Source organism: Cupriavidus sp. 22TCCZM01-5 (genome assembly GCF_057798915.1).
Window position 1 is genome coordinate 57,993 of sequence record NZ_JBYOJR010000025.1, and the last position, 16,393, is coordinate 74,385.

At 66.5% G+C, this 16,393-nt stretch carries 10 protein-coding genes and 1 pseudogene; 4 read left to right on the forward strand and 7 right to left on the reverse strand.

The window, feature by feature from the left end; translation table 11 throughout:
- Window positions 1-18: 18 nt before the first annotated feature.
- Window positions 19-1,968 (forward strand): SurA N-terminal domain-containing protein, encoded by a 1,950-nt coding sequence (locus AC3FNH_RS21810; protein WP_488721528.1) that lies wholly within the window; start codon window positions 19-21, stop codon window positions 1,966-1,968.
- Window positions 1,969-2,039: 71 nt separating this feature from the next.
- On the opposite strand, the gene AC3FNH_RS21815 is transcribed toward AC3FNH_RS21810, so the two are convergent.
- Entirely contained in the window at window positions 2,040-2,696 is a 657-nt protein-coding gene (locus AC3FNH_RS21815) for an arylesterase (RefSeq protein WP_488721529.1), read from the reverse strand.
- Between AC3FNH_RS21815 and AC3FNH_RS21820 the strand changes: the two genes are divergently transcribed.
- A complete protein-coding gene (locus AC3FNH_RS21820; protein ID WP_276097565.1) occupies window positions 2,695-3,393 on the forward strand; it encodes an ABC transporter ATP-binding protein in 699 nt (232 codons plus the stop codon). The two genes, AC3FNH_RS21815 and AC3FNH_RS21820, sit on opposite strands and share 2 nt — an antisense overlap.
- On the opposite strand, the gene pgi is transcribed toward AC3FNH_RS21820, so the two are convergent.
- From pgi to AC3FNH_RS21850, 6 genes and pseudogenes are all read right to left on the reverse strand, one after another.
- Window positions 3,390-5,024: a glucose-6-phosphate isomerase gene (pgi, locus tag AC3FNH_RS21825; RefSeq protein ID WP_488721530.1), complete on the reverse strand. Its 1,635-nt coding sequence runs from the start codon at window positions 5,022-5,024 to the stop codon at window positions 3,390-3,392. The genes AC3FNH_RS21820 and pgi overlap by 4 nt on opposite strands.
- A 214-nt stretch (window positions 5,025-5,238) precedes the next feature.
- Window positions 5,239-6,819, reverse strand: a complete 1,581-nt coding sequence (locus AC3FNH_RS21830; protein WP_488721531.1) for an NAD(P)H-hydrate dehydratase — start codon at window positions 6,817-6,819, stop codon at window positions 5,239-5,241.
- 81 nt (window positions 6,820-6,900) lie between these two features.
- A pseudogene (locus tag AC3FNH_RS21835) lies at window positions 6,901-8,212 on the reverse strand (TRAP transporter large permease).
- Complete coding sequence (locus AC3FNH_RS21840; protein WP_488721532.1) at window positions 8,212-8,763, reverse strand: TRAP transporter small permease subunit; 552 nt, start codon at window positions 8,761-8,763, stop codon at window positions 8,212-8,214. The pseudogene AC3FNH_RS21835 and the gene AC3FNH_RS21840 overlap by 1 nt, the downstream one beginning before the upstream one ends.
- Before the next feature lie 69 nt (window positions 8,764-8,832).
- A complete protein-coding gene (locus AC3FNH_RS21845) occupies window positions 8,833-9,798 on the reverse strand; it encodes a TRAP transporter substrate-binding protein (protein WP_488721533.1) in 966 nt (321 codons plus the stop codon).
- 139 nt (window positions 9,799-9,937) lie between these two features.
- Window positions 9,938-11,293, reverse strand: coding sequence for an amidase (locus tag AC3FNH_RS21850; protein WP_488721554.1), 1,356 nt, complete (start codon window positions 11,291-11,293; stop codon window positions 9,938-9,940).
- A gap of 215 nt (window positions 11,294-11,508) precedes the next feature.
- On the opposite strand from AC3FNH_RS21850, the gene AC3FNH_RS21855 reads away from it, so the two are divergent.
- Window positions 11,509-12,114, forward strand: coding sequence for a winged helix DNA-binding protein (locus AC3FNH_RS21855; RefSeq protein WP_488721534.1), 606 nt, complete (start codon window positions 11,509-11,511; stop codon window positions 12,112-12,114).
- Window positions 12,115-12,314: 200 nt separating this feature from the next.
- On the forward strand, window positions 12,315-16,361 hold the full coding sequence (gene purL, locus AC3FNH_RS21860; RefSeq protein WP_488721535.1) for a phosphoribosylformylglycinamidine synthase: 4,047 nt from the start codon (window positions 12,315-12,317) through the stop codon (window positions 16,359-16,361).
- The last annotated feature ends 32 nt before the right edge of the window (window positions 16,362-16,393 follow it).

Genomic DNA, 16,393 nt, shown 5'->3' on the forward strand with positions numbered 1-16,393 from the left:
CCTCTTACCCGAGTCCGCATGCTTGATTTCGTACGCAACAACCGGCGCCTGATGCTTTTGCTGCTGCTGCTGCTTGTCTTTCCTTCGTTCGTGTTCTTCGGCGTGGAGAGCTATTCGCGCTTCATGGACAGCTCGCACGATGTCGCGAAGGTCGACGGCCGCGCGATCACGGTGCAGGAACTGGACAATGTGGTGCGTGAACAAAGCGAACGCATGCGCCAGATGCTTGGCGCCAGCTACGATCCGCGCCAGTTCGAAGGCCCGGCGCTGCGCAAGAGCGTGATGGACCAGCTGATCCTGCAGCGCGTGGTGGCCAACGAGGTGGCACGCGAGCACCTGACGGTATCGAACGCGCGCTTGTTCGAGGCGATCAACAGCATTCCGGCCATTGCGCAACTGCCGCGCAAGCAGGACGGTTCGATCGACGACAAGGCCTATCTGCAGCTGCTGGCCGCGCAAGGCATGACGCCGGAGCAGTTCGATGCGCGCATGCGCTTTGACCTGGCCACGCAGCAGCTGGGCACCTCGATCGCCGGCACGGCGTTCGTGCCCAAGTCGCTGCTCGATCGCCTGATCGCCGTGCGTGACCAGCAACGCGATGTGCAGGCGCTGCTGTTCAAGCCGGCCGACTACACGGCGAAGGTGCAGCCGGATGCCGCCGCACTGAAGGCGTATTACGAGAGCCATCAGTCTGCGTTCTCGGTGCCCGAGCAGGCCAAGGTGGAATACGTCGTGCTCTCTGGCGATGCACTGGCGGCGGCGCAGGCTGTTACGCCGGAGCAGCTGAAGTCTTACTACGACAGCAATATCGCGCGCTTTCGCACGGATGAGCAGCGCCGCGCGAGCCATATCCTGATTGCCGCGCCCAAGGATGCGCCGGCAGCGGATCGGCAGGCGGCCAAGGAGAGGGCAGGCAAGCTGCTGGAAGACCTGCGCAAGCACCCCGACACGTTTGCCGATGTGGCGCGCAAGCAGTCGCAGGATCCGGGTTCGGCGGAAAAGGGCGGCGACCTCGGCTTCATGGGTCATGGCGCGCTGGTCAAGCCGTTCGAGGATGCCATGTACGCGCTCAAGGACGGCCAGATCAGCGACGTGGTGGAAACGGACTATGGCTATCACATCATCAAGCTGACCGGCATCAAGCCGGCCGAAACCAGGCCGCTCGATGCCGTGCGGCCCGAGCTGGAGGCCGAGCTGCGCAAGCAGTTTGCCGCCAAGAAGTACGCGGAGGATGCCGACGCGTTTGGCAATATGGTGTACGAACAGTCCGACAGCCTGAAGCCGGCCGCCGACAAGTTCAAGCTGACGATCCAGACCGCGGATGGCGTGACCCGCCAGCCGAACCCGGCGCTGGGGCAGAACAGCCCGCTCAACAATGAGAAACTGCTCAAGGCGCTGTTCAGCGATGACGCAATCAAGAACAAGCGCAACACCGAGGCCGTCCAGGTCGGCCCGACCACGCTGGTTGCGGCCCGCATCGCGGATTACCGCCCGGCGACGGTGCGCAAGTTCGAGGAGGTCGAAGCCAAGGTCCGCGAAGGCTACATCGCCCAGCAAGCGGCGGAACTGGCCCGCAAGGATGGCGAGGCACGACTGGAAGCGCTGAAGAAGAGCGACAGCGCGCAGGGCTTCGGCAGCGTAACCATGGTGTCGCGCGCCAAGGCGGAAGGTGTGGAGCCCAAGGCCGTGGAAGCCATCATGCGGGCGGATGCCACGAAGCTGCCCGCGATGGTCGGCGTGGACCTGGGCGCGAACGGCTATGCGGTCTACCGCATCACCAAGATCACCCAGCCGCAACAGGCCAACAGCGGCCAGCGCCAGGCCGAGGCGCAGCAGCTTGCGCAACTGGCTGGCCAGACGGAGCTTGGGGCCTACTATGAGAGCCTGAAGGCACGCTCCAAGGTCAAGATCCTCAAGCCAGTCGCGGCGGCCGATACGGCGGCTGGCAGCGAAGCGGCGGCGCAATAAGTCCCGCGCCAGCGACAAAGACCCCTGCAAATCTCGCAGGGGTCTTTTTTTGCAGTGTGCGTGCTGTGTCGTCAGCCTTTTCCGGCGGGTCTTAGCAGGGGCCTGAGCTGAGGCCACACGGTGTCCAGCAGGGCCGGCTGGGCATCCGCAGTCGGATGGATGCGGTCCGGCTGGAACCAGTCCTGGCGCGAGATGACTTTATCGAGGAAGAAGGGCACGAGCGGCGCCTTGAATTCCTGAGCCAGCCGCGGATAGAGCGCGAAGAATTTCTCAGTGTAGTCCTGGCCGTAGTTCGGCGGGATGCGCATGCCGATCAGCAGCACCCGGGCGCCGGCCTTCTGTGCGCCGCCAACGATCGTACGCAGGTTGGACTCGGTGAACTGCAGCGCAAGGCCGCGCAAGGCGTCATTGGCGCCAAGCTCCACGATGACCACAGCAGGGCGATGCCGTGCCAGCAGGTCAGGCAGGCGCGTCTTGCCGCCGATCGTAGTCTCGCCGCTGATGCTTGCGTTGACGACGCTATAATCAAGGCGCTCTTTCTGCAAGCGCTGCTGCAACAGGCTGACCCAGCCAGAGCCGCGCGCAATGCCATATTCGGCCGAGAGGCTGTCGCCAAGCACCAGTACGGCAGGCGCCGCCTGCGCGGCGGCGGTTCCCGCCGACACCATGAATGCCATGCAGGCGGCCAGTGCCGCCTTGTGCCAACTGCTTCGGATCCAACTCTTCATGTCCTCTTCCATCCTCGACGTCGAGTCATTGGGAAAGACCGTTGCCGACACGACTGGTTCGCTGACGATTCTGCACGACGTCACGTTTTCCGTCACGGGCGGCGAAACGCTCGCCATCGTGGGGGCATCGGGCTCGGGCAAGTCGACGCTGCTCGGCTTGCTGGCCGGGCTGGACCTGCCGACGAGCGGCATGGTGCGGCTCATGGGCCAGGATCTCTTCGCATTGGACGAGGATCAGCGCGCCGCGCTGCGGGGACGGCATGTCGGTTTCGTGTTCCAGTCGTTCCAGCTCGTGGGGCACCTGACCGCGCTGGAGAACGTCATGTTGCCGCTCGAGTTGCGCGGGGAAACGGATCGGATCAGGGAGCGGGCGGCAGATATGCTCGAGCGCGTCGGCCTGGGCGCGCGGCTCAATCACTATCCGCGCACGCTTTCGGGTGGCGAACAACAGCGCGTGGCGCTGGCCCGCGCCTTTGTCACGCGTCCTGACATCCTGTTTGCCGACGAGCCTACGGGTAGCCTCGATACGTCCACTGGCGAGGCCGTGATCGCGCTGATGTTCGAGCTCAACCGCGATGCCGGGTCCACGCTGGTGCTGGTTACCCACGACCGTTCGGTGGCGGCACGCTGCAGCCGCATACTGACGATCGACGCTGGCCGCGTGGCCAGCGATGAGTGGATGGCAACCGAAGTCTAGCCTCGCGCCAGCACGCCGCGGGCCCTGGCAATCAGCGCTGCCGTGGACGCATCGTGCTGACTGGCTTCGGCGCCGTTCAGTTCGGCTTCGATCGGGCGAGCCAGGATCTTGCCAAGCTCCACACCCCACTGGTCGAAGGAATTGATATTCCAGACCACACCTTGCACGAAGGTCCGGTGCTCATAGAGCGCGATCAGGGCACCCAGCACGTGCGGCGTCAGGTCTTCCATCAGCAGCGTATTGCTGGGGCGGTTGCCCTCGAAAACCATATGGGCGATGCGCAGCTCGTCGGTCATGCCGGCCGCTCGCAGTTCCTCGGCGGAACGGCCGCGCATCAGCGCCTCGGCCTGGGCAAAGCAGTTGGCCAGCAGTTTGGCATGGTGGCCGGGCAGTTCGCGCGGCGGCACCAGTGGCGCAACGAAATCCACCGGTACGATCTGCGATCCCTGGTGGATCTTCTGGAAGTACGCATGCTGGCCATTGGTGCCCGCGGAACCCCACACGACCGGGCAGGTATGCGTGCGCACGCGCCGCCCGTTGAGCTGCACGGACTTGCCGTTGCTTTCCATCTCCAGCTGCTGCAGGAACGCCGGGAACAGCTCCAGCGACGTGGAGTAGGGTGCCATGCAACTGGTCGGCAGGTTGAAGAAGTTGCGGTACCAGATGCCGAGCATGCCCAGCACGACAGGCATGTTGCGTTCGAGCGGCGCGGTGCGGAAGTGCTCGTCCATGGCACGGCCGCCGGCCAGCAGGTCGGCAAAGGCATTGAAGCCAACCGCCAGCGCAATCGACAGGCCCACCGAGGACCACAGCGAGAAGCGGCCGCCGATCCAGTCCCAGAACTCGAACATATTGGCCGGGTCGATCCCGAATGCGCGTACGGCCTCCACGTTCGTCGACACCGCGACGAAGTGCCGGGCCAACTGGTCCTCGGCCACGCCATTGGCCAGGAACCATTGCCGCGCGCTGTGCGCATTGGCCATGGTCTCCAGCGTGGTGAAGGTCTTCGAGCAGACGATCATGAGCGTCCGCCGCGGATCAAGGCGCTCAAGGGCTTCAGCCAGTTCGGTGCCGTCGACGTTCGATACGAAGTGCATGCGCGGCCCGGAATGGCCGTCATCATGTGCGAGGTGCGACAGCGCACGGCACACCATCTTCGGGCCAAGGTCGGAGCCGCCGATGCCGATGTTCACGACATCGGTGATGCGTTCGCCGGCTGCGCCGGTCCACGCACCGCTGCGGACGGCTTCAGCGAACGCTCGCATGCGAACCAGGACGTTCTGGATGCACGGCATCACAGGCAAACCATCAACCCTGAAGCCGGCACCGGCGGTGGCGCGAAGCGCAACGTGCAGGGCAGCGCGGTCCTCGGTGGCGTTGATATGCTCGCCGGCAAACATGGCATCCCGACGCGCCGGGACACCGGCCTCGTCGGCCAGCTGCAACAGCAGCTGCATGGTCTGCGGCGTGATCCGGTTCTTTGAGTAATCCAGGTACAGGCCAGCCGCTTCCAGCGAAAACTGCCTGACACGATCCTCGCCGCCATCGGCAAACCAATCCCGCATCTGGTCGTCGCGAATGGCGTCGTGATGCTGCAGCAGGGCGTTCCAGGCGTGAAGGTTGGTAGGCATGCAGGGTACAGATTCGTTGCAGGAGCTCGGTGCCGGCGAACTGCCGGGTAGCTGCAAGTATAAAGCGTGTCTTGCCTCGATCACGCTAATTCGGTGCAGTTATCGTTACGAGATGAAACGGTAGCGCAGTCGTATCCGGGAGCCTGTCGGCCTTTGTCCGATTGTGGCAATGATCCGGTGCAATTGTGTCCGTTGATGCACCGGCCGCATTGCGCTAACCCGCCTCCCCGCGCAACAGCGCATTGAAGATCGTACGCGCCGGAATGCCGAGTTCGCTCGCCGCGAGCCCCGCCGGCCCTGTGCCGTTTGCCACCAGCATGTCGGCGGCGCGGCCATGTATCCATACGGCCGCCTGCGCCGCCTGCAGCGGCGGCATGTCCTGGGCCAGTAGCGCGCCGGCCATGCCGGCCAGCACATCGCCTGTGCCCGCGCTTGCCAGCGCCGCGTTGCCGGTCGGGTTGATCGCGCTGGCCGGTGTGCCGGGCGCGGCAATCACGGATCCGGAGCCCTTGAGCACGACGACGGCTTGCCACTGTTCCGCCAGCGTACTGGCTGCTGCCAGGCGGTCGCGCTGCACCGCGGCCACATGGCAGCCCAGCAGGCGTGCGGCTTCGAGCGGGTGCGGCGTCATGATGCGCGACAGTCCCGACGCTGACAGCGTGGCAGCCAGCCCGGCATCGGCGGCCAGGAGGTTGAGGGCGTCCGCATCCAGGACCAGCGCAGGCGGATCGTTGCAGCGGCCGGCGTCTTCCAGCCATTGCGCAAGGGCCTGGCGTGCGCCGGGATCGGTGCCCATGCCCGGCCCGATGACCAGGGCCGACATCGCCCCGGGAGCAAGGTCGGTCAGCGAATGCAGCATCAGCTCGGGGTGGACAGGATCGATGGCGGGCGCTGACGGCGCCAGAAAGCCGACATGGACTTTCCCGGCGCCGAGGCACTGCGCCGCGCGTGCGCCAAGCAGCGGGGCGCCGGTCATGCCGGTATTGCCGCCGATGATCGCGAGCGACCCGAACGTGCCCTTGTTGGCGGCATGGCGGCGCACCGGCAGCGCGTCCCGGAACAGCGCCGGGCCGTTCACCCAGGCCCGCGGCGTCTGTGTGGGCGGAAGGTCCAGGCCCAGCGGTGCGATATCGACAATGCCAGCGCAGTCGCGTCCATCCAGCGTGAGCAGGCCAGGCTTGGCACCGAGGAACGTGAGCGTGCGGCAGGCGCGCACGGCGGGCTCGCCGGCACCGGTATCCGCAAACAGGCCGCTTGGAATATCGAGCGCGAATACGGGTGCCGGCGCCTGGGCAAGGCGCTCGATCCACGCGGCGATGGTGCCGCTTGCGGCGCGGTTCAGGCCGATGCCGAGCAGGCCGTCGACCACTGCCGCCATCCCTGCCGGCCAGGCGGCTGTAGCTGCCATTGCCGCCATGGGCACGCCCGCGGCGCTGGCTTCCTGCCATGCGCGCGTTGCGTCGGCCGGCACGCGCGAGGGGTCCGCAGTGAGCCAGACCCGCACATCGCGCCCGGCCTGGTGCAGGCGTGTCGCGGCGACCAGCGCGTCGCCGCCGTTGTTGCCGGGCCCGGCCAGGAACAGCAGCAATCCCTCGGGCACATGCTGCGCCAGCCAGCCGGCGGCCGCGCCGCCGGCGCGAGACATTAGTTCGAACGACGGCAGGCGCGCAAACGCGGCGTTCTCGATGCGGCGGATGGTGTCGACATCGTAGAGCGGAATGGCCTGCGCCGAATCGGCGGCCAGCGCCGTCCAGCCTTCAGCCGGGATCGGGGAACAAGGTTGCGTCGGGTTCATACGGGTACGGGTTCAGCCGGGGCCGATGCCATCTGGTCAGTGCCAATCTTGCCGGAACCGCATGCCATTGCCCAGTCCTCCCTATCTGAGTTCCTTCTGCATGACAGCGTCCGGCAGCCAAGTCACCAGGGCCGGCCAGATCGTGATGATGCCGATCGCCACGACCATCATCATGAAGAAGGGCAACGATACCCGGGCAATATAGTTGCTGTCCTTGCCTGTCATGCTCTGCAGCACGAACAGGTTGAAGCCCACCGGCGGCGTGACTTCAGCGATCTCCACGAGCAGCACGATGAAGATGCCGAACCATACCAGGTCGAAGCCAGCCGCCATGCACCATGGGCAATACGGTGGCCGTGGTCAGCGCGATCATCGAGATGCCGTCAAGGGCCGTGCCGAGCAGGATGTAGATCACCGTCAGCACCGCGATCAGCGCCCAGGGCGACAGGTGCAGCGCGGCCACCCACTCGGCCAGGGCGCGCGGTATGCCGGTGAAGCTCATGGTGACCGACAGGAACGAGGTCGCACCGAGCACGAACATGATCATCGCGGTAAGCCGGGTGGCCGACATCAGGGTCTCCCAGAACGCCGCGCGTGTCAGCGAGCCACCGGCCCATGCCAGCGCCAGCGAGGCGACCACGCCGTAGGCCGCGGCCTCGGTGGCCGTGGAGTATCCCGCCATCATGATCCATGTGATGAAGCCGATCAGGATGATGCACGGCATCAACCGGCGGATCGAGGCCACGCGCGCCTTCCAGCCGAACTGTTCCGCTGGCGGCGTCCGGTCCGGGTGCAGCAGGGCCCAGACCACGATATAGCCCGAGAACAGCAGCATCAGCAGCAGGCCGGGCAGGAAGCCGGCGAGGAACACGCGGATGATCGAGACATCGGCCGATACCGCGTAGACGACCATGGTGATCGACGGCGGAATCAGGATGCCGAGCGTGCCGGCCGTCGACAGCGAGCCAAGCGTGACGCGCTCGTCGTAGCCGCGCCGCGTGAGTTCGGGCAGCGCCGATTTGGCGATCGTCGCGCAGGTGGCTGCCGACGAGCCGGACACCGAGCCGAAAATCCCGCAGCCGAGGATATTGACGTGCATGAGCCGGCCCGGCAGCCAGTTCAGCCATGGCGAGAGGCCGTTGAACATCTGCTCGGACAGCTTCGTGCGGAACAGGATCTCGCCCATCCACACGAACAGCGGCAACGAGGCCAGCGTATAGGAGGCGCTCGACGACCACCACGCATTGGCGAGGTTGACCAGCGCCTCGCGGTCGGAGAAGACCACCAGGCCGACCCAGGAGGTCACGGCGATGGCGACGGGTATCCAGGCGCCGATGGCCAGAAAGACGATCATCACCAGCAGCAGGACGAGCGCGACAAGGACCGTGCTCATCAGACCGACTCCCCGAAATCGCCGGCGGCCAGCTTTGCTTCCTGTGCCAGCTGGTAGCGCGGCTTTTGCCGGCGCAGCACGCGCAGCCATTCGTCGGCGACGGCCAGTATGAAGCCGATGCAGCCGATCACGGCAAAGCTCTGCGGAATCCACAGGGGGATCACGATCTGGCCTTGCGAGACATCGCCGATCTCCCAGCTTTGCCACGCGAAGGTGCCGAGCGCCCAGGCAGCATAGATGGCGAAGATGAGGCAGAGGGTCAGCGACAGCAGTTCCAGTGCGCGGCGCCGGCGCGGTCCCGCCGCTTCGAGCAGTATTTCCACGCGCACGATGCCGCCGTGCTGGAAGGTCTGGCCGAGGACCAGGAACGCCGAGGCCGCGCACAGCCAGGCCACGATGTCGTCGCCGCCCTTGAAGATAAAGGCGGTTTCGCGCGACAGCGACATCAGGATCATGATGGCGCAGACAGCAAGGATGCAGAGCGCGCCCAGGACGGCGCACAGGTCAAGCAGCCGGTCGAGCCAGCGCTTGCGGGGCGTGGGGGATGCCATGGCGGACGGTGTGGTGGCCAGCGGTAGAAGGAAGGCGAAGGCGCGCGCCTTCGCCGTGGGTGCAGCGGGCTACTTGCGGTAGGCTTCCAGGATGGCCTTGCCGTCCTCGCCCGCGCTCTTTGCCCAGTCTTCCACCATGGCCTGGCCGACCTTCTGCATGTCGGTCTTCAACTGCGGCGAGGGCGGCTGCACCGTCATGCCGTTGCGCGACAGCGTGGCGAGATAGTCCCGGGTCTTCTGCTCCGACACTTGCCAGCCGCGCTTTTCGGCTTCCGCCACGGCCTTGAGCAGGGCGTCCTGGGTCGGCTTGTCCAGCGCGGCGAACGCCTTCTTGCTGACCACCAGCATGTTCTTGGGCAGCCAGGCATCCACGGTGTAGAAGTACTTCACGCTTTCCCACACCTTGGTGTCGACACCCGTCGCACCCGACGAGATGAAGGAGTTGACCGTGCCGGTCGCCAGCGCCTGGGCCAGGTCGGCCGCCTGGATCGTGACCGGTTGGGCGCCGACCAGTTCTGCAATGCGCGAGGTGGCTGGATTGTAGGCGCGCCACTTCAGGCCCTTCATGTCCGCGGCCGCGTTCAGCGGCTTGTTGGCATAGATGCCCTGCGGCGGCCAGGCCACGGCGTAGAGCAGCTTCATGCCCTGCCTGTCCAGCAGCTTTTCCGTGACCGGGCGCGACGCCTGCCACAGCCGGTAGGCGTCGGTGTAACTGGTGGCCAGGAACGGCACGGCGTCCACGCCATAGACAGGGTTCTCATTGGCCAGGGTGGACATGAGCACCTCGCCCATCTGGACCTGGCCGGTCTGCACGCCGCGCTTGATCTCGTTGGCCTTGAGCAGCGACCCGTTCGGATGCAGCACGATCTTCAGCTTGCCGCCGGTGGCCTTGTCCACCTCGCTGGCCATCTGCTGCAGGTTTTCGGTGTGCATGTTGCCCGCGGGATAGCCGGTGGGCAGGTCCCACCTGGTGTCTGCCTTTGCTGACATGACGATCAGCGCCAGGCTGGCCGCAACGAATGCCTTGACTCGCATCTCGATCTCTCCTGGTGTGCGCGCCGCGGAAGGCGCGTGTGGTACAGCTGGGTACAGCTGGCGTACTACCTGGTGCTGGCCGTGACCGCCATACAAAGGCGGCCACGCCAGGCGCAAGATCAGCGTTGCGGCGGCGGGCTTATTCGTCGCGCGGGCCGGGTTGCACGATGCCTTCCAATGCAAGCGCCGTGCCGAGCAGTTGCGTATCGTGCATCGGACCGTGGGACAGCATCAGCCCGACCGGGAGTTCGTCGGGCGCGTGGCAGGGCAGCGAAACCGAGCAGCCATCAAGGGAATTGAAGGCCGAGGTATTGCGCAGCAGCAGCGCGTTGGTGCGGAAGAACAGGTCATCGTCGCTGCAGAGCGGCGCGATGGCCGGGGCGACCATCGGTACGGTCGGGCAGACCACCGCGTCGAAGCGCGCCAGGCGGGCCTCGACCCGGGCGATCCAGTCGATCCGCGCGCGGGCGAGGTCGACATAGTCGGCCGCGCCCATGGCCGCGCCGCGATCGATGCGCATCGCCACACGCGGATCGTAGAGCTCGCGCCGCGCGGCAAGCATCTGGCGATGGATCGAGTAGGCCTCGGCCGCGCTGAAGCCGCCCATGGCGTTCAGGTCCGGAAGTTCGGCCAGCTCGGGCAGATCGGTGTGTTCCAGCTGCACGCCAGCAGCGGACAGCCGTCCCAGCGCGCGGTCGAAGGCCCGCGCGACCACCGGGTCGAGGTCATCCAGCAGTACCTGGCGCGGAATGGCCAGGCGGATTGCCGCCGGCGCCGGGGCGCTCGGCACCAGCGCGCTGTCGGCGATCACGCTGTCGACCATCAGGCAGTCATTGACCGTGCGGGCCATGGCGCACGCGGTGTCCAGCGTGTAGGACAGCGGAAAGGCGCCGGTGAGCGGCACGCGTCGCGTGGTCGGCTTGAAACCGGTCAGGCCGCACAGGGCCGCCGGAATGCGGATCGATCCGCCGGTATCGCTGCCGAGCGCTGCCACGGCCAGGCCGAGGGCCACTGAGACCGCCGCGCCGGAAGACGATCCGCCGGGGATGCGGGCGACGCCATCCGCGCTGGCCGGGTTCACCGGCGTACCGAAATGGGGATTGATGCCCACGCCCGAGAACGCGAACTCGGTCATGTTGGTGCGGCCGACAATGGCTGCGCCAGCCTGGCGCAGGCGCGCGACCACGGCGGCATCGGCGCTGGCTGGCGCAGCGTCGTGGCGTACCGCCGATGCGGCGCGCGTGACCTCGCCGGCCACATCGAAGAGATCCTTGACCGAGACCGGCAGGCCGGCAAGCGGATGCAGGGGCTTGCCGGCACGGCATGCGGCATCCGCGGCGCGGGCGGTCTGGAGGGCGGTATCGAAGGTGCTGTGCAGGAACACCGCCTGCGCGCGCACGTCGGTCGCCGCATTGGCGGCTGTCTCGACCAGTTCGGCGCGGCTGGTGGTGCCTTCGCGCAGGCGGGCGTTCAGGGTATTGAGGTCTGGAAGCATCGTGGGCGTGGAGGCGGGCAGGGTGCAATCGCTCCCGAAATGGCCGGCGCGCAGGCTCCAGGCGCGCAGCCCCTCGAGCCCTGCCTGTTCATTGTTCTTGTCGAGCACCTCATGCTCCATAATTTGTCGATAAACTGTCAAGCCAAAATTGACGGGGGCGGCGCCGCGGGCAGGGCTCCGGCGGCTCCCGTCCAAGGTTGCAAGGAGCATTCCCCATGGCACGCAAGCCCGCCGCGCCCGGTCCGGCCGCCGAAGCCGACCTTATTTCCGCGCCGGACACCGCGCCCGTCAAGCCCGCTGCCCCGCTGTCGCGCGCGGCGGGCACCAATATCGTGTCGTCGTCGCACCTGGTGTCGGCGCGCAGCCCGCAGCTGTCCGAGTTCGAGTTCGGCCTGAACACCGCTTACAACGCCTACAGCCGCTGGGTGGTGCGCTGCATGGGAGCCGCCGGCGTTCGCGACCTGACCTTCCTGGACGTGCTGGTGCTGCACCATGTCAACCACCGCGGCCGCGCCAAGCGCCTCGCCGATATCTGCTTTGTGCTGAACGTGGAGGACACCCACCTGGTGACCTATGCGCTGAAGAAGCTGCAGGGCCTGGGCCTGGTGACGGGCGAGCGCATCGGCAAGGAGTCCACGTATTCGACCACGCCGGCCGGTGCCGAGGCCTGTGCGCGTTACCGTGAAATCCGCGAGCAGTGCCTGACCAGCAATTTCACCGAGGGCAGCGAGGAGAATGCAGAGATCGGCGAACTCGCGCGCTTGATGCGTGTGCTGACCGGACTCTATGAGCAGGCGGCGCGCTCGGCTACGTCACTTTGAGCGCAGGACGCGGGTTGCATCGGGGAAAGTGATGCATAAGCATTATCACGGCCAGGCCTAACACAGATGCGCCGTGATGGCGCAGTGCAAAATCCGGGTGCCGGCAAGGTACAATACTGGTTTCCCGCCGGCCGGCGCCCCATGCAGCGGTGCCGGCAAGCAGCAGCCCCTACCTCCTTCGCCTCCCGACCGCTACGATCATGGCGCATTTTTCGTGCTTCCCCGGCGCTTTGGCGCTTTCCGCCTTCCGCCAGCAACGCCTGCTCACCGCCCTGCGGCAGATCGACACCGATATCGAATCGGTGCACGGCCAGTTCCTCCATTTCGTCGATTCGGACACCCCGCTGTCCACCGAAGACCAGAGCCGCATTGCCGCGCTGCTGACCTACGGCGCGCCGTTCGCCGAGCAGCCGGAAGGCGACCGCTTTGTCGTGATCCCGCGTTTCGGCACGATTTCGCCGTGGGCCAGCAAGGCCACCGACATCGCCCATAACTGCGGCCTGACGCACGTGCACCGCATCGAGCGCGGCATCGAGATCACCGTGATCTGCAAGAAGGGCCTGCTGCGCGGGCGCAAGGCGCTGGATGCCGACACGCGTGCCGCGGTGGCCGCGCACCTGTTCGACCGCATGACTGAAACGGTGATCGCCACGCGCGAGGAAGCCGCCGGACTGTTCCAGGAGCTGCCGGCCAAGCCGCTGCGCTTCGTCGACATTTCCGCCGGCCGCGGCGCGCTGGCCGAGGCCAATGTGGCCATGGGCCTGGCGCTGTCGGAAGACGAGATCGACTACCTGATCGACGCCTACGCCAAGCTCGAGCGCAACCCGACCGACGTCGAGCTGATGATGTTCGCGCAGGCCAACAGCGAGCACTGCCGCCACAAGATCTTCAACGCCACCTGGACCATCGACGGCGTGCAGCAGGACAAGTCGCTGTTCGCGATGATCCGCAACACGCACCAGCTCAATCCGCAGGGCTCGATCGTGGCCTATTCGGATAACTCTGCCGTGATGGAAGGCGGCGTGGCCGAACGCTGGTTCCCGCGCGGCGATGCCCACAAGTATGGCCGCCACGAGGCGCTGACCCATACGCTGATGAAGGTCGAGACGCACAACCACCCGACCGCGATCTCGCCGTTCCCGGGTGCCTCCACGGGCGCCGGCGGTGAAATCCGCGACGAGGGCGCGACCGGCCGCGGCGCCAAGCCCAAGGCCGGCCTGACTGGCTTCACGGTGTCGAACCTGATGCTGCCCGAGGCCGTCGAGTCGTGGGAAAACGATCGCGACGCCGCCCAGCCGGTGGCGCACCGCAACCCCGACGACAAGGCCGGCGTGACCGGCAAGCCGGACCGCATCGCCTCGCCGCTGCAGATCATGATCGAAGGCCCGCTCGGCGGCGCCGCGTTCAACAACGAATTCGGCCGCGCGAACCTGGGCGGCTACTTCCGCGTCTACGAGCAGAACGTGGGCGGTACCGTGCGTGGTTACCACAAGCCCATCATGATCGCGGGCGGCATCGGCAATATCGACGCCAGCCACACGCACAAGAACGACCTGCCGGCCGGCACGCTGCTGATTCAGCTCGGTGGCCCGGGCATGCGCATCGGCATGGGCGGCGGCGCCGCCAGCTCGATGGCGACCGGCACCAACACCGCTGACCTGGATTTCGATTCGGTCCAGCGCGGCAACCCCGAGATGGAGCGCCGTGCGCAGGAAGTGATCAACGCGTGCTGGCAGCTCGGTGACGAGAACCCGATCCTGTCGATCCACGACGTTGGCGCGGGCGGCATTTCCAACGCGTTCCCCGAAGTGGTTGACGGCGCCGGCCGCGGCGCGCGCTTCGACCTGCGCAAGGTGCACCTGGAGGAGTCGGGCCTGTCGCCGGCCGAGATCTGGTGCAACGAATCGCAGGAGCGCTACGTGCTGGCCATCGCGCCGGACAATTTCGCCAGGTTCCAGGCCATGTGCGAGCGCGAGCGTTCGCCGTTCGCCGTAGTGGGCGTGGCCACCGAGGAAAAGCAGCTGCAGCTGGTCGATTCGCATGTCGACGCCGCGCTCAAGGAGCACTACACGGTCGACATGCCGATGGAAGTGCTGCTGGGCAAGCCGCCGCGCATGCACCGCGACGTGAAGCGCGTCGAGCAGGCACTGCCGGCGGTGGACGTCACCGGCATCTCGCTGGAACAGGCCGTGCGCGACGTGCTGCGCCACCCCACCGTGGCCAACAAGTCGTTCCTGATCAGCATCGGCGACCGTACCGTGGGCGGCATGAACGCGCGCGACCAGATGGTCGGCCCGTGGCAGGTGCCGGTGGCCGACGTGGCCGTGACCACGCTCGATTACAAGGGCAATGCCGGCGAGGCGATGACCATGGGCGAGCGCACGCCGCTGGCCGTCATCAACGCCCCGGCCTCGGGCCGCATGGCGATCGGTGAAGCGCTGACCAACCTGGCAGCGGCGCCGGTCAAGGACCTGGGCAAGGTCAAGCTGTCCGCCAACTGGATGGCCGCCTGCGGCGTGGAAGGCGAGGACGCCAAGCTGTACGACACCGTGCATGCGGTCGGCATGGAACTGTGCCCGGCCCTCGGCATCAGCATCCCGGTCGGCAAGGATTCGCTGTCGATGCGCACCAAGTGGCAGGACGACGGCGTGGCCAAGGAAGTGGTGGCGCCGGTGTCGCTGATCATCTCCGCGTTCGCCGCGGTGGACGACGTGAACCGCACGCTGACGCCGCAGCTGCGTACCGACGCGGGCGACACGGTGCTGATCGGCATCGACCTCAGCCGCGGCAAGAACCGCATGGGCGGCAGCATCCTGGCGCAGGTCACGCAGCAGGTTGGCGACAGCGCACCGGACGTGGACAGCGCGGAAGATCTGAAGAACTTCTTCAATGTGATCCAGCGCCTGAATGCCGAGGGCAAGCTGCTTGCGTACCACGACCGCTCCGATGGAGGCTTTGTCGCCACGCTGGCGGAAATGGCGTTTGCCGGCCACTGCGGTATCTCGCTGAATGTCGACATGCTGGCGCTGGATCCGCAGCAGGAACAGGACTATGGCGATGCCAAGAACTGGGCCCAGCAGATCGCCGAGCGCCGCAATGACCAGACCCTGCGCGCGCTGTTCTCGGAAGAACTGGGCGCGGTGGTGCAGGTGCGCCTGCAGGACCGCGACACGGTGTTCGCCGTGCTGCGCGAAGCTGGCCTGTCGGCATGCAGCCATGTGATCGGCAAGCCCAACGCGACCGACCAGATCGAGATCTATCGCGACGCCAAGAAGGTGTTCGGCGCCTCGCGCACGGACCTGCAGCGCAACTGGAGCGAGGTCAGCTGGCGCATCGCGCGCCTGCGCGACAACCCGGTCTGTGCCGACAGCGAATACGACCGCCTGCTGGACGCGGCGGACCCCGGCATCAGCCCGGTGCTGACTTTTGATCCGGCCGAGGACATCGCAGCCCCGTTCATTTCTACCGGCGCGCGTCCGCGCGTGGCGATCCTGCGCGAGCAGGGCGTCAACTCGCAGATCGAGATGGCATACAGCATGGACCGTGCGGGTTTCGACACGCACGATGTCCACATGAGCGACCTGATCGCGGGTCGCGCGAACCTGGCAGACTTCAAGGGCTTCGTGGCCTGCGGCGGCTTCAGCTACGGCGATGTGCTGGGCGCCGGCGAGGGCTGGGCCAAGACCATCCTGTTCAACGCGCAGATGGCCGAGCAGTTCGCGGCCTTCTTCAACCGCCAGGACACGTTTGCGCTGGGCGTGTGCAACGGCTGCCAGATGATGAGCAATTTGGCCCCGATCATCCCGGGCGCCGGTGCGTGGCCGAAGTTCACGCGCAACCAGTCGGAGCAGTACGAGGCGCGCTACGTCACGGTGGAAGTGCAGCAGTCGCCGTCGGTCTTCTTCGCCGGCATGGAAGGCAGCCGCATTCCGATCGTCGTCGCGCACGGCGAAGGGTTTGCCGACTTCTCGCAGCAGGGCGATATCGGGCAGGCCAATGTGGCGCTGCGGTTTGTGGACAACCACGGTGCGGTCACGCAGACCTATCCGCTGAACCCGAACGGCTCGCCGGACGGCATCACCTCGGTGACGACAACCGATGGCCGCTTCACCGTGCTGATGCCGCACCCGGAACGTGTGTTCCGTGCCGCGACCATGAGCTGGGCGCCGGATGCCTGGAAGCAGGTGGCGGATGGGGCAAGCCCGTGGATGCGGATGTTCCGCAACGCGCGCAAGTGGGTGGGGTAAGGCTGCACAGCTTGCCGTTCGTGCATTGAACA